Genomic DNA, 21,061 nt, shown 5'->3' on the forward strand with positions numbered 1-21,061 from the left:
ATGTTTTAAAACCTTCCTGTTTTTAAATAATTGATGTGATAAACTGCTTCTTTTCCCATCTCGCCTGCCTTTGGTAAATCGTATGTTTGATCTGCCGGTGTGTCAACATCAGGGAAACGGCGGACATCTCCTGTACGAAAAACAATTCGGGAAACTGAGGCCACAGGCACGAAAGATAAGCTGGTTAAAATCTCTTTTCCATTTACGCTTACCGTGTAAAAACGCGTGGCTACATTTAATTTGATTTTGAAATCATAAGTTTCCCCTGCTTTATATTTCATGAAATTCTTATAGCGGGCTCCAGCCTTTGCACTTATTGTGCCGGTCGAATCAAAGGTTAGCCTAACAGCTGCTGTTCCTTTTTCATCTTGTAGCTCAATTTCCATCAAGCCATAATCAACTTGTTTTGGTGTAATTGCAAATGAAATATCCGCCTTTGAACTTGCTGGAAACAATCTTTCCGCCTTTGCGTAATCGAAAGTATCTTTATCCCTCAACGTCAGTGTACGTTTACTACCATCATTTTCTACGCTTACTTTCGCCCACAGCGGACTATAGATGTTCCATAGCTCCAATTCTTTACCAACCGGCATTTGATTGAAAATTTCATTCACTTCACTGTCGGCTGTACTTTTTATTGGAACCGGAATAGACGACACCCAAATATCCTCTTTGTTCATGCTATAGGTTACCCATAATTTACCATCAGGAGGAACCCCATTTCCCTCTTCAATTCCACGAACGTATTGTGGCCCATACGATTTGTAGTTTCCACCATACCGCATCGCCGAGATTTCGCCATTAACCAATAGTAAGTTGGTATACTCCAATCCGTTTTTACTCGTTGAAATTGCCAAGGGCCACCTATACTCTGAAGGGTTATAGACTGTGACAAAACTACCATCACTTATTTTTTGTCCCCATATTTTTGCATTGCTATTTACAAATCCTGGAGCTCTGCTTGCATTTTCGGGCCAACTATTACCATTATCATTGCTTATAGCTGTTAAGGCATTCTTCCATAGTCCAACCACCCTTCCATCATTCAGATGATAATAACTGAAGGCTTTATATTGCTTTTGCAGGGTAATCAGAGGATCTTTTCGATCAGCTTCTTCATTCCATTGTTGTGTCATTAACTTATTGGCCAACAACTCGTTGCAGGCATCAACAAAAGCTTTGTTCTTGCTTTTGGTATAAAGTGGGTAACGGGTATTCTTTTCAGACCAATTGGGGTTGTAATGAATAAAGTAGATTGGTCCGTATTTGCCGTCTGGTAGGATTTCCCTCACCGCCCTGCCTATTCCGTTTCCGTCATTAGGATCGTCTTTTGCGTCAAAACTAATAGCATAAAAGCCTAATACTAAAAAGATATTGTTTGTTGAAACATAAAACCCCATCCGCTGGTGCATTACTGCATCCAAATCTTTTGCAACGTCATCCCTACCTGGTTTTTTGGTTCCATCCGTAATTCGATAAATCGGGAAGACTACCTCGGGTTTAGTCCAAGTATACCCATCAGCACTGCTTTGGACCAATGTTTGTCCTGGAGGGATACTTTCGCCAACCTTATCGCTGAGGTATTCGACATAGAACCGCTTGTTCCAATAAGCGATCATTGGCGCGTGATTATAGGTAAACCCAAAACCTTCTGCTAATTCTGGATGCTCGCGATTAGCCCTAAAAGTTTGAATGTTATGTACCCCCATTACCGGCGTTAGCTGCCCATGGTGATAATCTGCATTAACCAAGGTTTTCCCGATGTAACGCACGGTATCTTGGGCATTTACTTTTGCGGTAAATACAAGAATGCAAATCATGTAAATTTTTAAACCCTTCATCAATCTTTATTTCTTACAACATAGTATTTCACAGTGTTTCACCCTATAAGGGATATAAGACCATATAAGTCAGCTATCTTCCTTAAATGAACTTACATGTCTTATATGGTTTGTCTATTCCATTTCTTAAAGAAACAGATAGCAAAAATCTCAACAAAGCTCATCACATCTCTCAATTTACCACATAGGAACATAGTACACATAATTTGGCATATGCCTATGTTTTTCTATATTCTACGTGGTTTTATTTTTCAAATTCTCAACTAATCTCTTTTCGCTCAGACCCAAACTACACCTATTCTGCTGCATCGTGTTCCTGTTATTAACCATATAAGTAATAAGTTCATATAAGTTGCAGCCTTCTTATATGAACTTATATTTCTTATATGTTTTATTGTTATTTCTTATATGTTTTATTTCTTCAAATTCTCAACTACCTTTTTCTTCACCTTAATTATCGTTCCGTGTTTATGTCCTTCGGGGAGGGTAATTAAAGGTGTAACATCTTTAAAACTTTTAAAATCACTTGTTTCAACAGCTGAATATTTTTTATCTCCATAGGCATCAAAATAGATTAGCCATTCGCTTCCAACTTTAACAACAGTTGGGCCTTCGGTTAACTTCCCCGTAAATGCATCCGAAACCTGGGTATATGGTCCTGAGGCCTCATCGCTAAAGGCAACCTTAAGATTTCTGTTCGGTCTAGTATTATCTTTAAGTACCAACCCATAATCCCTTGAGGCTTTCTTAACGATAACGGCATCTATTACGCTAAAACCAGGGTCAAGAAATAGCTTAGTTTCCGTAAAACTGATAAAATCTTTTGTGGTAATGGCATACATCCGGTGGTTATTATCCTCTTCCTCTACTCCTTTTGCAAAGCGAAATGGGATAGTGGATGCCCAGATTACAACAAATTCTTTCTTTACCTCATCATAAAACAGTTCTGGGGCCCAAACATTTACGGTTGTGGGTTCTTTATCCAATACCTGAATAAATTTTTGTTCGCTCCAAGTAATGAGGTCTTTTGAACTTGCGTATCCAAATCCTCTATCACCTTTCCAACTGCATGTATACACCAAATGAAACGTACCATCTGGCCCTTGTACAATAGAAGGATCACGCATTATTTTTTGTGTTCCAACAGTTGGTTTCAAAAATATCCTCCCAAAATCTTTCCAATGATAGGCATCATAACTGTACAAAAGCCTGAGCCCTTCATTGGCAGGTTCGTGAAAAGAGGTAAAGAGATAGGCCTTTTTTGAACAGGAGCTTATTGCAAAGAATAATAGCGCTATAAAAGCTAACCGCATCATCTTTGTAAGTTTGATCCTGATCTTCATCGTTATACTTTGTCCAAAATTAATACCCAATCATTCCCTTCTTTTTCACCGTCTGGTGATTTAAACCCGTGTATCGTTCCTGCCTTATTATCGATAGTATAGAGATATTTTGTTATTCCAGTTCTTGGATTAAACCACGAAACTTTTAATTTCTCCCCTGGTATTTTTCCAGAATTTAATCTAAATTCCTTACCTGTATAGGTATATACCATGATATAATCCTTACCTCTGGTGGCAACTACATGCTCATACATTTCTCCGTTTGTACCTGCAATAATCGATTGATCTGGAACCCGATCAAAATAAGAGCGAGACAACATGAGCTTTTTAAGGTAAATCATTTGCCTTGCTCCTTCTGCATTTATGGCTACATTCCATTCATCGCGAGGCCCATATGCGGGGTTTTTATCTGTTTTCTTGTACAACTGCATTACGGAATTATGTCCGTAAGTATAACCAAATGCACCTGCAAAGACCGACCAATAACCGTATCTCCTTACATCGCTTGCTGTCCATCTTGGTTCTTTTGTATTGTGCAAACCTTGTGGAATATCTTCGTAAGAAGGTTCTCCATCAATGGTTGGTTTAATAGGATTCAATTTATAATCAACTTCGATATACTTCCAGTTATCGGGGCCGAAATGGTTTTTTTCATTTTTAGTGGTGTCCTGATTGTAACGTCTATGTCCAGATTGTACCATGTTAAAATCTAACCAAGCTGCATTATGGAACCAATCAGACGATGCTGTCCTACCTCTGGGGTGAAACGTAATCAGGTGGTTTTTATCATTATCGCGAAGGGTTTGTCCAATGGTTTTCCAAATTTTATTTTCATCACTGCCTTTAATATCGCCACCGTTAAGCCAAATGATATTCCATTGATTTTTATACCGTTTAGCTAAGAAAGTAGCGTATTTTCCAGCGGCATCATTTTTAACCTTTTTGTCCTTTACATTTGTTCCCCAAACTGGAACAAGTGCCATATAAATCCCTTTTTCTGCAGCTTTTTTAATGATATAATCCACATGGTCCCAATAATCATAGGCCAGAGAATCCTTATAATCGGTTCCGGGAGTTTGCGCAGGTTCGCCAACATTAGCTCTAACAACAGACGAATCAAGGTAAACGTTTCTGGAAGGCACATCATGCAAAAGCATGGCTTGAACCACATTGAACCCCTTTTGTTTACGATCTTCCAAGTATTGATCAGCCTCTTCTCTAGTTAATCTATTAAACAATAGCCATGCTGTATCACCAAGCCAAAAAAAAGGTTTTCCGTCACCAGTCATTAAAAATCTTCTGTTAGGGGAAAGCTGAAGACTTTTAGGGTCTGTAGAAATTTTTCGCTCTGATTTATGTTCAGTACAGCCAAAAAAGGTAATTAAAACCAGAAATATGAATGTTATCTTTTTTACGGTTAAACTCATAGTTAAATTTTATTAAGAACAATAACTTCATCAGCAGCTGAAACTTTATTAATTTTTACGATAGTTCCTGCACTAACTTTTTCTTCACTAATTACTTGTCCGTTTCGGCTATTCAATACTTTTACTTGAAATGTTCCCGAAACTTTGCTCAAATCCAAATTAATCGCTTCCGCAGATGCATTGTATAAAATATACGCGACACCAGGATTTGTCAAACCATATTGTTTGGCGTTATTACCTTGAAGAGCAACTATTTTCATATTAGCTGCCGATGATAAAATTTCATTACTAATGCCCGCTAAGTTGGGCAAGGATCCTCCAGCCATCAAGATAGCCCAGGGAAAACTATCATAGCTATCCCCAGAGTAGATTACCGCTTTTTGGGGATACTTGGTCCTGTAGCTTGCAACTGCGTGATAAACCTCCTCAAAAGATGTCTTTTTTGGCTTTAATAATCTAGCATGTTGTCTGGGGGCTAAATTTTGTCCTCCTTGTGGTGCATAGGCGGTTCCATCGGCCTGATAATGCCAATACCTTATATCGATAAGATCAACCACAGCAGACCTTGCCGGATCAGCCAATATCGCATCTTGCACATCTTTGGTAACGCTTAACCCAATAATTGGATGTTTGCCCGTTTCTTTTTCCCAATCTTTGATGGTATCTATCCAAAATTGTACAAAATGAAGTGGACCTGTAAATTCGGCGCCTATTAACTGTATCACCCCTGTGTTATCCTTAAAATTTGAAAGGCACTTTCTGATATAGGCTACATGGATCTTTCTTCGCTCGGGGTTACTGATATCGTAGAATTGCTCGGCCATAAAAATGCGTTTATCGCCTGCATAGGGAACAGGCTCCGGAAAGCCGGTATTGTTGATATTGTTGGCAGTTCTCCATGGAAAATCTGCATAATGGGCACCAGCCTCAATAATATTGTGTTGGAAATAGTTTTGGTTAATCAGAACCAAGCCTTTTTGATCGGCTAAATCGGCAAACTGCTTTAAACGGTCCCAATACCATAAATTATATTTTGTAAGGTCGTATTTGCTTAATCCATCCCAGGCCTGTCCTTGTCCGCTTCTTGCAAATGGTAGTTCGTAAAAAGGCGCCCAAACCTCTCCATCCATTCTTCTTATCCTTTCGTGATCATCTCTACGGCGATCATACCAAAGGCCATAATTATGATCAAGAATCTTTATATTCCCATTTTTCATCGTTTCGGTTAACGAATCCAAATCGTCTGTTAAACCATTTCCTGAGCGACCAGGAACAAATCTAGTGATATGAAATTTTGTTCCTTTTAGTCCATAGGGTCTTGCGCTTCCATTCCACCAGGGTACTTCTTGTCTATTTCCAACAACGAGTTGATTTCCGCGAACAAGAACTCCATTTTTGATCGTCAATGCAGTTGCTTGCGGTGGATTTACTCTTTGGGTATAGGCATAATCAATAATGGCCCTTACATCTGTCTTTGTGGGTATAGGATTCCGTTTTGGCGCTAAATCAATGTATTGTGCCAAGGTTTGCAAGGGATTGATTGCAATTTTCGTTAACTTTTGAGCAACATCAACTGGCGGACTACTAGATGCTTCGGTCTCTAGGGGGAAGAGCACTGTTCTACTCTCAGCCGCGTCTCCAATTCTGTCTTTTAATTGAGCGTAGTATAAGCTTCTTGGCTGAATTTGTTCATTAGACATATCCCAATAGCCATTCCCTGCAAACTGCGCCCAAGTACCAAACGCCCAATTTTGAGCGGTGGGCGGTTGAAAATTATCTACCCGAGATGCGCTACATTGCCAAAAAACGCTGTTAGCTGCCGCCCATCCTGCACCCTGACCATCCTGACCACGATTCATAAAACTTAGTGCTTGTCCATCTACATTAACGATATCAAATAAAATTCCTGAGGCCCAGCTATCTATGGCACCACTAAAACTGAAGGGTAAATAAGATTGGCACTGTACGAAAGCGTTTGGCCCTGCTGCGCAATAACCAACTGCGAAATCGTGCATGCCGTACTCGGAATAGATACGTTGAAACAACGTTTGTTGCCCTGTAGTTAAAAAAGTATTTCTTCTTTCGCCACCAATCTCAGAAACTGGTGCTAATGATTTACAATCTTCTACCGTAATTCTTTTTGCCGTTTCTAAGATGTTAACTGCGCTTCCTGCAAAATGTTCAAAAACGACTTGCCTCACCCATGCGTCCTGCACATTTTCTAAACAAATCGCATTCCATCTGTGGTACTCGTCTTTGGGATTTTCTTTGTTATAGGTAGATTGTATTTTTAAATTTTCGACCCCGACTTGACTGATACGTCCTGTCCACGTATATTTTGAAACTAATCCCCCACCATATTTAGAATCAAGAGCCGTAGTAATTGGCGCATCAAGCGTGATGGTATTGCCTTCAATTTTAGTTATTTTTCTATCCCAATAAATTTCTCGTTGACCAGGTTTCCAGCCTAAAGAAGTAATTCCACCACCAAAATGATCAGTACCAAGTGCATCGATCCAATTTTTAGTAGACGGTCTATGAATACTTATCTGATCGCCAACTTTAAAGCCGCTCGCCGTAGAGATGTTCAGTTGAGTAGCATTTACCGGAACATAGTTGTCGGTAATTGGCAATTCATTGTTTATTTTCCGATCGTTTTGCCCCAAAATCCTGATTACACCAATACGATCCAAACCTGAGGCTACGATCACAGTACCTTCGCTTCCCATTCCGCTGCCGCGAAGGATTACCCCAGAAGCAGTTATCTTTAGCGTTCCAGAAACTTGATAAGTGCCTTTTTCGAGCAAAACTACACCGCGTATGCCATTCTTATCAATCGGCAATTTAGCAACATCATTTAATGCGGTTTGGATGATGTTGGTAGCATCTCCAGTTATTTTGCCTATAACCGTTTCAATTTTCCCAAAGGGGATGGCTTGGTCTCCCCCCATGTATCCACTGTAAGAAAAATCCGGAATGCGGTTTCCTAATGAATCGGGAGTGTATTGAAATCTTCCATCCTTGCCCTTAAAAATAGGTTTAGGAGGTTCTGGCTTTTTATTTTGTGCAACAGCCGATAAACAAATAAATAATGCAAAAAATACAAAAGTGATAGGCTTAATGAGCCAAAAGCTAATTAAACTTTTAAAATTATTACTGTTGTTATAACGTTTATTGTCCAAAATGTAATGGTTAGGCGTGTGGCGTTAGACGTTTTGGAACGCTAATCGCTTATGGTTTAACTTTCTTAATATCCACTAAACTATTCAGGTAAACTTCAATGTTTGCATAGCCTGTTTTTGTAATTTTTTCAGCGTCTGTTGCATTCTTGGGATTCAATCCATTTTTCAGTTCCCAATCATCTGGTATTCCATCATTATCCGTATCAATATAAGGCTTTCCTTGGTAATTTGGATATCCACCTACCTGACTAATATCAGAAATTATTCCTTTTTTATAGGAGTCCTCTGGTAAACGGCGTTTGATATAAGATTTACCCAATCCGGTTTTACCTCCATCTACATAGTCTATTTTTCCAGTTTTAACTTGTTCGATAATTCTTATATCCACTGGATCTCGTTTGGGCAACGTACATCCGGCGTTTGCCAATACATAGGTATAGGCATCGGTTGCACTAATTAAGCTTACTTTAGCCATTGGCAATGGAGTGTTTGTGCGGATAGAATCCAACAATTTTTGTTTATCACCATTTCTTTCCGGTTGCACCCCCCCATCCCAATTATTTTTGGTTACTTTTTCATTTCCTTCAATAACATTTCCGGTTACGTATGCTTTACCAAAAGTTCCCCTGAATTTCGCATCCCTTCCTGATTCTGGTTTGAGGATCCGGTAAGAGATGGGTTCTCCGGGTGGAGTAATCGGCCCTGGTTTATAGTAATTGTTAACAAAGCTATAGAATGAGGCATTATCACCTCCATCAGCACTGCGATTCCACCAATTAAAAACAACATTGTTTACAAAACCGAAATCGCCATACATGCCAACAGAAGGGTTGCGACTAATATTACAGGCCCATAGGTTACGCATAAAAGTACTGTTTAATCCACCGATAGTGCTCCCAAATGCGTGATTATAGGTGTCTAGGGCTTCAGAAAATATGGAGTTTTGAATGGTTACGTTTACAGTTGGAAGTTTTTCTGGTTTCGATCCGTCTTTTGCGTCGTACACGTGGCGGTAAATAGACATATTCTCGTCCAATCCCCAACTTGCAGAAACGTGATCTATCATGATATTTCCAACAGGATTGCCTCCAATGGCGTCATCTCTTCGGGTAACATCTGTGGCACCGCGACGGAAACGCATAAATCTGATCACTACATCATGGGTATTTATCCAAACTGACTCTCCGGCAATACAAACCCCGTCTCCGGGAGCACTTTGTCCGGCAATCGTAATGTAAGGGGCCCGTATGATCAAGGGCGTTTTTAATCTAATGATCCCTGCAACATTAAAAACCACTATTCTTGCACCGCCTTGTTCGCAGGCTTCACGTAAAGTTCCTTTTCCACTATCATCTAAACTGGTAACCACATATACTTTTCCGCCTCGGCCACCAAAAGTATAGGCACCACCGCCTTCTGCTCCCGGAAAAGCCAACAGTTTTGCCTGTGGGAGGTCGCTCGGTTTCGCGGCCCATGGAATGTAGGGTTTTCCATTTTTGGCGTCGATATCAACTTTATCCTTAACTTTTAAAAATTGAAGTTCGGATAATCGCTCTATATCTCTAAGTATAGAATCGGCTTTCTTCTCCATCGCCTCTGGAATAACTGGATATTGGGCAAATGCAGCATTAAAAAAAGCAGTGCATATAATGATGCAAAAAATAGATCTGCGCATGTTAATTTGGCTTTACAGAACTTAAGGGAACAACACTATTTAAATATTCTTCAATGTTAGCATATCCACTTTTACTAATCTTAGCGGCATCTGAAGCATCTTTTGGATTGAAACCCATTTTAATTTCATAGCTGTCGGGCATACCATCATCATCCGAATCTTTATATGGTGTACCGGCATATACTGGATAACCACCAACCTGATCAATATTGGTTAAAATTCCCATTTTATACGAGTCCTTCGGTAAACGTCGGTGTTCGAAATCTTTTTCAGGCAGTGTAACACCTTCGATATAAGTAATCTTACCAGTTTTAACCTGTTCAATTACCCTAGTATCAACCGGATCGCGTTTTGGTAAGTTAGCACCTGCGTTGGTCAGCACATATTTATGGGCCTCCAATGTTGGTATAAGCGTTATTTTGGCCATAGGGAAAGGTTTGTAAGAGCGCATTGCTGCAAAATAGGTTTGAGCGTGTTCATAGCTCATCAGTTCTCCCTTTTTGTCTTCTACCTGTACACCACCATCCCAATTATCTTTAGATACTTTGGCATTTCCTTCAATGATATTGCCATTTACGTAGGCACGCCCGAAAACCACGTAAGGCAGTTTACTCCTTCCCGATTCGGGTTTCAAAATTCGATAGCTGATAGGGTCTTTTAAATTGGTAACTGGTCCAGGCTTATAATAGTTGTTAATGATATTGTATAAAGCGGTATAGTCGCCACCATCTGTAGACCGGTTGTTCCAATTAAAGATTACATTATTAGCGAAGTTAAAAATCCCGTTCCATCCAATTGAAGGATTTCTTGCCCCATTGTCGGCCCAAAGATTTCTCATGAAGGTGCAATTTTCGCCTCCTAAGGTGCTTCCAAACGCATGGTTCCACGTATCTAAAGCCTCAGAAAATATCGAATTTTGGATGGTAATATTAACTGTTGCCAATTTATCTTCGATCTTTCCAGTGCTGTCATTGTACATGTGGCGGTACATAGACATATTTTCATCTAATCCCCAACTTGCCGAAACGTGGTCTATCATAATATTTCCCACTGGATTGCCTCCGATAGAGTCGTCTCTTCTCCCTACAAATGTTTCACCCCTTCTAAAACGCATAAAACGCACAACTACGTCATGGGTATTGATCCACACCGATTCTCCGGCTATACAAACCCCATCGCCTGGAGCAGTTTGCCCTGCTATGGTTAAGTAAGGTGCACGGATAATTAATGGGGTTTTAATCCGTATGATGCCAGCAACATTAAATACGATTATTCTTGCCCCACCTTGTTCGCAGGCATCACGCAATGAACCGGGACCGGTATCATTTAAATTCTTAACCACGATAACCCTTCCGCCTCGGCCCCCAAAACTGTATGCACCCCCACCTTCAGCCCCAGGAAAAGCTAATAAATCTGATTGCGGCAAATCTGTTGGTCGGCCCGCCCATGGAATATACGGCTTGCCCTGTTTGGCTTCTTGAGCAATAATAATTTTAGCTTTTTCCCAAGCAATATCTGATTGACGGGTTGCTTCTCTCATCATATCATCAGATGCTTTTTTTACATCGGCAGGAATATTGGGGTATTGAGCAAAAGCGAGGTTAACTGACAATGTTATCGAGGTAACGATCAACAGTTTTACTAAATTCTTTTTCATATTTGGTTGTTCATTGGAGTAGTTAGGATATTTCGAAGATCATATCAGCATTGCTGATTTTATGGCCAAAGAAAGGTTTTATTCCAAACTCTATCCGAGTAATTTATTTTGGTTAGAAAGTATTTACTTATCAAAAATAAATGGATAAAATGAAGTTTTTGTCTATCATATTCCCAAAAGACTGTACCATCTTATCTTAAACATCACATTGTGATTTTTTTTAAAATTTGTATGATGCAAGATAAACATTTATGAATTAAAGTATTCATATATAAATGTAACATTTCCATATAAAAAAAAGGGGTACCTCCGTACCCCTTTAACCAAATATACTAAAATGCATAACGAACAAGATTTCGCTATGTAGGCCTTTTTAGCAATTACTTTTGAATTTTGACGTCAAAATTTAAGAATGTTCCGGCGTCAACAAGATCTCGATTCACATAATTTACTTGGATCATCCCATATTTACCGGTGGCCGTTTTAAACAATATGAGGTTACCGGTGGCCAGCTTGTTTATGCTCGTAGTGGTTCCCGAACCTAAATTAGCCACTCCAGCAGTTTGAAGTGATGCCGATGAATTAACGTTAGCAAATGTAGGTGCGGTTACTTTTTTAAGCAGCGTTGCATTTTTAGTAAATGCTGTAATATCATAAACAGCAAGTTGTGAAGGTACTGGCGTGATATTTAGCGCATAAATCGTATGTCCGTTTGCTGCAGCAGGCGTGCCTGTTAAAGTAGGATCATAGAAATAACCAAAGTCTATCAGGTTGCTTTTGGTTCCAACTTCATTGTAGGTGAACACCTGGTTTGTTGACGATGAGTAGTAGGCGCCAACTGTTTTTGTTGCATCTGGAACATAGATTTGCTTATTAGTGTAGTACCAGAAATCACCAGTAACGGTTACTATGATATTACGTTCTCCCAAATAAATTCCAGCTTTGTCTTTAGCCCAAATACGATAGGTATACACCCCCGCCGCTGCATCTGCTGTTAAACTCTTATCTGCGGTGAAACTTCTATGGTCGGTGGTTAACTGATCTGTGGTAATGATGGTTCCATTTCTCGAAACGTATACGTATTCCATGTCTGAGGGACTAGTAATCGTAAAATTAAGACCAAAGGGTGTACTTGGAGCTAATGTAGCGTCTGCTGTTAAATAGTTTGATGCTTTTGGATTTAGCGTTACGGTTACCGTATTGGTCACTGGCACGTCTATTTTCTTACAACCAAATAAAAGGCCCAAGGTTATGACGGTGCAGAGTATAGTGATTTTGTTTGTTTTCATCTTTTTTGAATTTGTCGAATAAATTTTGTTCGATTATAAAAGTGGATCAAATGTGCCGCCATTCCAACCGATCGTCTGCTCAAGCTTAACCGACGAGGATAAGAAATTTACTGGGAAAGCATAGAAATAGTACGTGGTAGGAAAATTGATAGGCTGTGTTGTGTCGAGGTTAACGGTTGAAAGTGTAAAATACGTATTTACCTGAGCAGCATTTGTCATATCAATATTATCTCTAAACTTTGCGCCCGATGGCTGAACAGCTTCTAAAGTGGCCACTGTATTTGGTGCTTTAACCGTCCATCTGAATCCTAATCGGGTTGTACCCGTTAAAAGATGAAAGGTTCTGGTTCTACGTAAGTCGTCATAACGTTTACCTTCCATTGCAAATTCTACCTGGCGTTCATTCAAGATCAGTGTTGCCATCTCTGCAGGTGTATTGGCTAGATTCAAACCGTAATTTTGCGTGCCAGCTACAATACCGGCTCTAACACGTAGTTTGGTCAACAATGTTTTAGCTTCCGGAATGCGGGAGGTTTGAGATGCACATTCTGCTAGGTTTAACAAAACTTCTGCAAAACGCATTTCTATCCAATCCATTCCGCTACCACCACCACTATTGCTGTTATATAAAGAATTGGTTGCAGAAATTGTTGGATTAGAAATTTTACGAATATAAAAACCAGTAGCCGTTTGTTTGCTATTATCTTCCGTAACATTTAGATAGTTCCATTGTTTACGTCCAGTTTTGTTACTCAATGGCCAAACCGCGCCGTTCCAAGCAATTGTGGCGTCAAAACGAGGGTCGCGGTTTACATAGAACACCGTTTGATCATACGCAAATGAAGAAGATGCCGATTTTGTAATAGGCACACCATCTTTCAAAGTAAATGCCTGTACCAAGTTCCATGTTGGCTGATAACTACCACCACCTGCATTACTTTCAGATAAAGGTCTTAACAAATTCTCAATATTGGTACCTCTTCCGGGGTTAACGGTAATCGCATCATAGGTACGCCACATAATTCTTTCTTTATTATTAGTGGTTTCATCAAGAAAGATATTTGAAAAGTTTGCAATTAAATCGAACCCATTTGCTAGGCCGCTATCATAAGCTGTTTTATTAGCTTGGTAGGCAGCTTCCCATCTGGATTGGATGTTAGTTGGATTAAATTGTGGGCTAGCCCAATATAAGAGTGCTTTTCCTTTTAATGCTAAAGCTGCTTCTTTAGTAATTCTACCGCCATCTGTACTAGCTGACCATGAATATGGCAATGCATAACAAGAATCCAAATCTGTTGCTATTTGTGCAAAGCACTCACTTGATTTTGCTCTTGGCACATCAAGGTCATCACTACTGATATCTTGTGATTGCAACAATAACGGCACACCACCGTAAAGTTTTACCAGGTTGAAATAAATATAGGCTCTAAAAAAATAAAGTTGACCTTTAAGTTTCGATTTCACTGCACGATCTAATGTACTTTCTTCAATTCCTTGAAGTGCAAGGTTAATTCTACGGATGGTAAAATACTTATTATTGGCATCACCAGTATTGTTTGAAGCAATATCTGTAACTGAAGCCTCGGTTAATTGTCCGTATAATAAAGCGGTGGTTGCAGAATTCGTTTCGTCAGATGTATTATGGATTGCTCCAGCAGCGGGCCAATTTGGCATTACAACATCATAGATCTTGTTAATATAAAGATTGGTAGTTGATTCAGAATTCCAAATCCCGGGGTCAACCCCATTTAAATCTTTTTTGTCAAAAACATCTTTTGTACAAGCAGACAATAGTGTAGCTGTGATTACAAATAATAGACATTTTTGAATGTTTGAAATGATATTATTTTTCATTTTATTTTTTTTTTAAAATCTGATTATATACCAACATTTAAACCTAAAGAAATGGTTCTTAAGGTTGGATAATTTGCGAAATTTGAAGTACTAACGTCTTTGTAACCATATGGATTGTAGATGTTCCACAAGTTGGTTCCGGTAATATATGCCCTAAAATCCGGGATTCTGAACTTTTCTGAGATGCGTTTCGGCATCGAATAAGAAAGTGTCATATTATTAATTCTACTTGTTGTTCCGCTAACCGCCCAAAAAGAAGAGTTTTCTTTCGCAAAAGGTGCGTCGGCTCTTGGATATTTGGCATTTGGGTTTTCTGGTGTCCAATGGTCTGCCCAGAACGCTGGAGCAGACTGAGTTGTTGTTGGTACTTTTTTAGCTTCAGAATCGAAGAATTTCTTTCCACCTAAATTTAAGTTTAAGTTAGTGCTGAACCTAAATGTTTTATAGGTTAAACCCAATGTTAATCCAAAGTTTACCTTTGAGGCCACATTATCAAACATTACTGTGATATCATTTTCTGTAATTACACCATCGTGGTTTACATCCTCATAGTCTAAGAATCCAACCTGAGGCTTTACTCCATTGATCCTGTAGTTCGGATTAGCGGCCAGGATAGCGTCAACTTGTTCTTGTGTGCGGATAATACCTTTTGAGATATATCCGTAATTTGAACTGGTAAAGGTGTCAGAACTCTTTCCGATCATAAAACTAGAATATTCTGTTGGTGATCCTAATACACTTGCTGCATAATAATTTTGCACGAGTTGATTTCCACCAAAGCCTGAGATCAGATTTACATTAAAGCCCCAATCGTTACTGATCTTGTCTCTGTAACCAATACTAATCTCTGTACCCCAGTTATTTTGTACGGCATAATTACGTAAACCAGAGGTGATACCAACTGTCCATGGCAAACCTGTTGTACTAAAGTTATCAAAACCATCATAGGTATGTCTGCGCCATACATCTACACCAACAGAAATTTTATCCTGGTACATGGTAGCATCAAAACCATAATTCTGGTTAAAGGATTTCTCCCAAGTAATATCTGGGTTTGGATAAAGATTTGGATCCAAACCATTGGTTACGGTTGAACCGAATAACATACCAGTTGTTTGGGTAAACCTTGCAATATATTGATAGCTTTGAATTCTATCATCCCCTACCAAACCTACGTTTGCTCTTAATTTGAATGAGTTTATAAATTTGATATTATCTTTAAACCACGGTTCTTCACTCACTTTCCAACCTAAACCCACTGATGGGAAAAGTCCCCAACGTGTATTTGGCGGGAAATTAGCCGAACCGTCATAACGTGCTACACTTTCTAGAATATACTTATCATTGTAAATGTAGTTTAAACGAGCCAAATACGAACGTTTACCACTTTCGAAGGCACCATTTAATTGTACGGTTGTTGCAGATGCATTATAGGCATAAAATTCATCAACACCTGGAATTTGTTGGCCATCTCTATACAACAAAAAGTTATCAGAAATACTTTCAGATTGTTCAGTTAATAACAAGACATCCAAATCATGTTTCTTGTATTTTTTGGCATAACTTAACTGTCCAATAATCTGATAGCTGTTATTGAAATTTGTTCCCTGTTGTAAACGGTTGCTACTTGCTCCGGCTGAAGTTGGACTTGATGTTAATGTGGTGCCAAACAACAAGCTGTTTTGCCCAGTGCGAGTAAAGTTATATACGGAGTAGGTTGGGAAATACTGTTTACTGTTCCCATTTCTATTCGTTTTACCAAATTGAACCTTTGCGGTTAGTCCAGGAATAAACTTAGGGCTGTACACCATGCTTGCATTCAGGTTTAATGCTTGGGTATTGTTACGCTCGTAAATTCCCGAATCAAATAAGGCCAGAGGATTCCACGCACCCGGAGGATTAATCGCATTCCAGTTATTAGGCAAACCATTTATCGTTAGTGGTACCCATCCAGGTGTTAAAAACATTGCTCTTACAAACTGATCTTCAGTTTCACTGCTTCCAGTTCTAAGCGTATTCCTGAAATTTTTTGAGTAATCAGCGTTTAAACTTACACTTACTTTTAAGCTCGGTGTAACGTTTGCATCCATTCCCGAACGGATGCCATATTTATCAATCGAAACATCCCCGAAGTTACCATCTTCATTATAGTAATTTACACCCGCAAAAAAGGTAACCTTATCATTTCCACCACTTACATTCAATGTATGACGTGTTAGGTGTGATGTTTTCCACAATTGATCATACCAGTTTTCGTAAGGATTAGTAGCTAGAAAATCAAGGTCTGCTTGAGAGAATCTCGATGAATTTTGCGTATTATTTAATTCAAAACCATCATTTAACATTTTTGCGTGTTCATATGCACTTAGCACCTCCGGTTTATAGGTTGCATCAGAAAAACCAAAATAATTGGAGTAGCTAATTCTTGGTTTACCCGGTTTACCTCTTTTAGTAGTAACCAAAACTACACCTTTTGCACCAGCAGCTCCATAAATGGCAGCAGACGCATCTTTTAGGAAGGAAATATTGTCTACCAAACTTGCATCCAGGTTATCAAAATCTGCCTTAGTAACGGTTAGCCCATCTATTACAAATAATGGATCTTGCGTTAAACCTAAAGTTCCTGAAGCAGCAAATAGCGTTGGATTTCTAATCGAAATAGACGTTGTTGCACCTGGCTTACCTGAAGCAACACTAACACCCAGACCTGGTATACGGTTAACTAAGGCAGTACCTAAATTAGCGACTGGTAAATCCTCAATTTCTTCGGCTTTAATGCTGGATACAGCACCCACCAGGTTAGCCCTTTTTGCGGTACCATAACCAACGTTAACCACAACTTCGTTTAACGTGTTTGTTTCCGCCGTCATGGTTACATCAATTCTAGTTCTGGTGCCAACAGTAATCTGCTGCCTTACGAAGCCGATGTAGGAAATCACCAATACATCAGCATCAGATTGCACCTGGATGGTATATACCCCATCAACATTGGTACTTACGTTGCTTGGTTTACCTTTTAGGCTCACGTTTGCTCCCGGTATAGGAGATCCGTCTGCCTCGGTTACCTTACCAGTAACCTTTCGGTCCTGGGCAAGTAAAATTGTACTTGCAAGCAGCATAAGCAGCAAGGACAATGAAATTTTGCGTAAAAATTTTGAGTTCATATTATATTTGGTTAGTTTTTGATCCCGATACCTATCGGACTGTTAATTATTTTTAGTTGCAACCCCGTCGGCTTGACGGGCAAGTTTTCTTCTTTTTTCCCATTCTATTCCCTCCTTTTTTAAATCGTAACCTGCGGCCGACAGGTAATTATTTATCCGGCCTTTATATTTTCCAAACCAAGCATGTTTCTTATCAGCTGATTCCGCATCCATTGCATGCTCTCTTGCTTCAGTTAGCCAAGCTAAGATCTGTTTCTTCTGATCGTCTGTTAATGTCAAAATTTCTTCCTGATAGGCTCTATAAGTAAGCGGGAGCACGCTATAGGTCATTCCATCTTTAACCATATCAACTTGTTTATCGCTTAAATTAGCCGCTAACTTTTTTAGGTATTTGGCATGAAGCTTGGCTAGTTTTGCATCCACCTCTGTGTTGGTTTTTACTAAAGCGGCTTCTCTTTCTGTTTTGTCTGAATATTTTAACTTCAAGGCTTTAATATTCGAATCGCGAACAGCATAGATATCATTTAGATTACTATACTGGTCTCTTATGGTGTTGCTTACTTTCTGTTGGACAGAAGCATTTTGTATTCCTAACACGGCTACAATCTTATCCGCACGCTGCGTGATTGTTTTGATATAAGCCTCTTTATCTGCCACAGGATTATTTTGGGCAAACGTGTTTGTAACGGTTATTAATATTAGCAACAAAAAGGCTGAAAATCTCATTTTCTTATTTTTTTATTAGTTTTTATTTAATCAAGTTTACATCTCCACAGAAATGTACTTTCAGTCCCAGTTCGTCCATTGCTGCTGCCTTAACCCTACAGGCCTCGTGGGCACTAGCTTCGTAATTGGCGTACACTACTTGGATATGGTTTGCTTTATGTCTGGCCATCATCTGATCTCGGGTAACTCCTTTTAAAACAGCATGCATAATTGGCCATTCGGGAGTTGTTGCATTCCAGCGTCGTGTGGTTTCTTCAGTTGGCAATGCCACCACTTCACCAACTCCTAAATCGCAATGCAGTTCATTACCTAGTACATAAACCCTGCTCCAGACAATAAAACCTGGCTTACTGATACCTTTTAGCGTACCTCCGCCTAAGCGAAAATACATAGGAGGTTGCCTGTCGCTGCTTGCACCTGCATATCCATTTATAAAGTGGGCAGCAGGAGCAGCGCCCGAAATAAGGAAAAGCCAAACAAATTCGTTGATGCCTTCACCTTTATAGTGCTCGCCCCAACGGATATCATGTAATGTGTTTTCGCCGGTCATGCCCAGTTCTTTCCAAAGTTGGTAGGTTACTAAGGCATCGAGCCCTGCACATTCATCAACTTCGTTGAAATGAGGCAAGGCAGATTTTGCATATAGTTCTTTTCCCTCGGTAGAGAAAACTGGGGGCCTATCTGAATGATTTAACAGTCCCTCTACCAAATCACTGGCCACGGTTAAATCTTTTAATCCTTGTTGATATTGAATGCCAATGGTATCGCAGCTAAAATCGTCGGCAATACGCACAGCGGCGATATACATTTTACATTGCTGTAAAGTTTGTGCTTTTGTTAATTCTGTTTCTTCATTGGTTCCCCAATTAAACTGCATCCCTTTTTTTAGAAGCCAATCCAACACCGACTGGGCTTCCGTATCTGAAACGCTGAGCATACCTGCGTAAAGTGCCGACTGGCTTAAGCGTTCTTTAAAAAATCCGGTTTTGTGCAAAAGTTCGTCGGGGATGATGGCATTATACATTCCCATGCAACCTTCGTCAAAAACTCCCATGATCACTTTTCTTTCTTTTAGTGCACGGGCAAAGGTTCTTCCCTTCTTTTCGTCGGCAAGAGGTATTTTACTTAAGCTAAAATCCTTTACATGGCTTTGATCATAACTGATCTTTTTTGTCGAAAGCCATTCTTGTAAGCCGTTAACAAAAAAATCGTCTTTAAAATCCTCGCTCCATAAGGTGCTATAGTTGATTCCTGCTTTAGTTAAGCATCCATTTAGGTTTAACATGCCTACAAGACCGGGCCACTGGCCGCTCCAATTGGCTACCGTTAAAATCGGGCCACGATGGGTGGTTAATCCTGCCAATACATGATGCGAATATTGCCATACACTTTCGGCAACAATTAAGGGTTGATCTGGGTTGATATCACGGAAAATATCCATGCCCATTCTTTGTGAATCTATAAAGCCGTGTTTCTTATTTTGATTGTAGGGATGGGCACGTTTAACAGTCCAGCCAAATCTCTCAATTGCTGCTGTTAAATTCTGCTCCATTTGGAGTTGGGCAGCCCAGCAATTTTGATTTGCCGAAAGCCTCAGATCTCCGCTAGAAACGAGTAAAATTTGTCCTAGTACACCCTGTTTCATATTCATTAATGAACACGCTATTTATATAAAAATAGAATGTCGGTTTATATTTTGGTTATAGCTTATAGGGCTATATACAAAACTCAGCAATCAAAAACGTTAATTTCTGTTAGTTTTTATCAACTTTATATAGGATGTTATCATAAAATGAGCTATCTTTAACTCGATAGGATTTAATTTTCATCAAAAAGATCGAGTCAAAAAAAAATTAAAATTTATAAATTATTATGAAACCTCATTTTCATAAGGTTCCGGTTACTTTGCAAAGTTCGTTCAGTATTCGCCATGATATCAAGCCAGATTTCGGGAACGTTTGGCACTATCATCCCGAGCTCGAACTGCACTATAATATCAGAGGCGAGGGGGTCCGATTTATAGGAGACAACATCAGTAATTTTGCTTCGGATGAAATGGTTTTATTGGGCGAAAATCTGCCCCACACCTGGCGTTGTAAAGACGAATATTTTCAGCATAATCCCGATCTAAAGGTAGAGGCGATGGTGATCCATTTTTTACCGGATTGTTTGGGCAAATATTTACTTAATCTACCTGAAGCCTATCTCATTCCGAAGTTGTTTGAAAAGGCTAAAAGCGGGATGATCATTCATGGGAAAACTAAAGACAAATTAGCGGAGCTGATGGGCACAGCTATCCATGCCACTAACCTCGATAGAATCATCATCCTACTAACCATTTTAAAAACGTTGGCAGAAACTGATGAGTATGCGATTATCACAAGTAAAAATACCTTTTACCAATCTAATGAATCAGAAACCTTACGAATAAACAAAATTTGCACTTATACCCTTACCAACTATAAAAAAGATATTAGTTTGGAAGAAGTGGCATCGTTAAGCAACTTGAGTATCACTTCTTTTTGCCGCTATTTTAAACTAATGACCAAAAAAACCTACTATGATTTTCTGATCGAGATTAGGGTAAGCCATGCTTGTAGGTTCCTTATCGAAAATAAATTACCCACGGAGATGATCTGTTTTAATTGTGGGTTTAATAATGTGTCTAACTTCTACAGGCACTTTAAAAAAGTAACCGGGATGACACCGCTGGATTATAAGAGGAAGTATTTGAACGAATAGCGAGGAAGCGCTTGGCGTTGGGCGATAAGCGTAGAGCGTTGAGCGATGAACAAAAAAATGTCAGTCTGAGGCTCTCGGAGACCGAAACAAGCAATAAATTGAACTTAGAGTAAGTTGTGCTTCGAAACCCTCAGCATGACACAATTGGAGAGCCTTTTAAA

At 39.4% G+C, this 21,061-nt stretch carries 12 protein-coding genes; 1 reads left to right on the plus strand and 11 read right to left on the minus strand.

Translation table 11 applies throughout. The annotated features are described in order from the left end of the window. Positions 1-5 precede the first annotated feature (5 nt). The 11 genes from AC6H0V_RS06590 to AC6H0V_RS06640 form a co-directional block, all read right to left on the minus strand. Positions 6-1,820, minus strand: a complete 1,815-nt coding sequence (locus AC6H0V_RS06590) for a six-hairpin glycosidase (RefSeq protein WP_497562923.1) — start codon at positions 1,818-1,820, stop codon at positions 6-8. A 434-nt stretch (positions 1,821-2,254) separates the two neighbouring features. Further along, positions 2,255-3,184 carry a glycoside hydrolase family 43 protein gene (locus AC6H0V_RS06595; RefSeq protein WP_497562924.1) on the minus strand — a complete coding sequence of 310 codons (930 nt, stop codon included), beginning with the start codon at positions 3,182-3,184 and terminating at the stop codon, positions 2,255-2,257. 2 nt (positions 3,185-3,186) lie between these two features. Continuing rightward, on the minus strand, positions 3,187-4,611 hold the full coding sequence (locus AC6H0V_RS06600) for a glycoside hydrolase family 140 protein (RefSeq protein ID WP_497562925.1): 1,425 nt from the start codon (positions 4,609-4,611) through the stop codon (positions 3,187-3,189). A 2-nt stretch (positions 4,612-4,613) separates the two neighbouring features. Further along, complete coding sequence (locus AC6H0V_RS06605; RefSeq protein ID WP_497562926.1) at positions 4,614-7,793, minus strand: DUF6298 domain-containing protein; 3,180 nt, start codon at positions 7,791-7,793, stop codon at positions 4,614-4,616. Between the two features lie 49 nt (positions 7,794-7,842). Beyond that, a complete protein-coding gene (locus AC6H0V_RS06610) occupies positions 7,843-9,468 on the minus strand; it encodes a polysaccharide lyase (protein WP_497562927.1) in 1,626 nt (541 codons plus the stop codon). Position 9,469: 1 nt separating this feature from the next. After that, on the minus strand, positions 9,470-11,125 hold the full coding sequence (locus AC6H0V_RS06615; protein ID WP_497562928.1) for a pectate lyase family protein: 1,656 nt from the start codon (positions 11,123-11,125) through the stop codon (positions 9,470-9,472). 380 nt (positions 11,126-11,505) lie between these two features. Continuing rightward, positions 11,506-12,414 (minus strand): hypothetical protein, encoded by a 909-nt coding sequence (locus AC6H0V_RS06620; protein WP_497562929.1) that lies wholly within the window; start codon positions 12,412-12,414, stop codon positions 11,506-11,508. A gap of 33 nt (positions 12,415-12,447) precedes the next feature. After that, positions 12,448-14,268: a RagB/SusD family nutrient uptake outer membrane protein gene (locus tag AC6H0V_RS06625; protein WP_497562930.1), complete on the minus strand. Its 1,821-nt coding sequence runs from the start codon at positions 14,266-14,268 to the stop codon at positions 12,448-12,450. Between the two features lie 23 nt (positions 14,269-14,291). After that, positions 14,292-17,432, minus strand: coding sequence for a SusC/RagA family TonB-linked outer membrane protein (locus AC6H0V_RS06630; protein WP_497562931.1), 3,141 nt, complete (start codon positions 17,430-17,432; stop codon positions 14,292-14,294). A 42-nt stretch (positions 17,433-17,474) separates the two neighbouring features. Further along, on the minus strand, positions 17,475-18,158 hold the full coding sequence (locus tag AC6H0V_RS06635; protein ID WP_497562932.1) for a DUF3826 domain-containing protein: 684 nt from the start codon (positions 18,156-18,158) through the stop codon (positions 17,475-17,477). A gap of 22 nt (positions 18,159-18,180) precedes the next feature. Next, positions 18,181-19,809 (minus strand): fucose isomerase, encoded by a 1,629-nt coding sequence (locus tag AC6H0V_RS06640; RefSeq protein ID WP_497562933.1) that lies wholly within the window; start codon positions 19,807-19,809, stop codon positions 18,181-18,183. Positions 19,810-20,030: 221 nt separating this feature from the next. On the opposite strand from AC6H0V_RS06640, the gene AC6H0V_RS06645 reads away from it, so the two are divergent. Further along, the gene (locus tag AC6H0V_RS06645) at positions 20,031-20,900 is read left to right on the plus strand and encodes a helix-turn-helix domain-containing protein (RefSeq protein ID WP_497562934.1); all 870 of its coding nucleotides are present in this window, start codon (positions 20,031-20,033) and stop codon (positions 20,898-20,900) included. Positions 20,901-21,061: the final 161 nt, after the last annotated feature.

The sequence above is a fragment of the Pedobacter sp. NO84 genome (assembly GCF_059703915.1).

Bases quoted from the DNA above. Each gene is read 5' to 3' on its own strand.
- AC6H0V_RS06640 (WP_497562933.1), bottom strand. From the start codon at position 19,809: ATGAATATGAAACAGGGTGTACTAGGACAAATTTTACTCGTTTCTAGC.
- AC6H0V_RS06600 (WP_497562925.1), bottom strand. From the start codon at position 4,611: ATGAGTTTAACCGTAAAAAAGATAACATTCATATTTCTGGTTTTAATT.
- AC6H0V_RS06635 (WP_497562932.1), bottom strand. From the start codon at position 18,158: ATGAGATTTTCAGCCTTTTTGTTGCTAATATTAATAACCGTTACAAAC.
- AC6H0V_RS06625 (WP_497562930.1), bottom strand. From the start codon at position 14,268: ATGAAAAATAATATCATTTCAAACATTCAAAAATGTCTATTATTTGTA.
- AC6H0V_RS06595 (WP_497562924.1), bottom strand. From the start codon at position 3,184: ATGAAGATCAGGATCAAACTTACAAAGATGATGCGGTTAGCTTTTATA.
- AC6H0V_RS06615 (WP_497562928.1), bottom strand. From the start codon at position 11,125: ATGAAAAAGAATTTAGTAAAACTGTTGATCGTTACCTCGATAACATTG.
- AC6H0V_RS06590 (WP_497562923.1), bottom strand. From the start codon at position 1,820: ATGATTTGCATTCTTGTATTTACCGCAAAAGTAAATGCCCAAGATACC.
- AC6H0V_RS06610 (WP_497562927.1), bottom strand. From the start codon at position 9,468: ATGCGCAGATCTATTTTTTGCATCATTATATGCACTGCTTTTTTTAAT.
- AC6H0V_RS06620 (WP_497562929.1), bottom strand. From the start codon at position 12,414: ATGAAAACAAACAAAATCACTATACTCTGCACCGTCATAACCTTGGGC.
- AC6H0V_RS06645 (WP_497562934.1), top strand. From the start codon at position 20,031: ATGAAACCTCATTTTCATAAGGTTCCGGTTACTTTGCAAAGTTCGTTC.
- AC6H0V_RS06630 (WP_497562931.1), bottom strand. From the start codon at position 17,432: ATGAACTCAAAATTTTTACGCAAAATTTCATTGTCCTTGCTGCTTATG.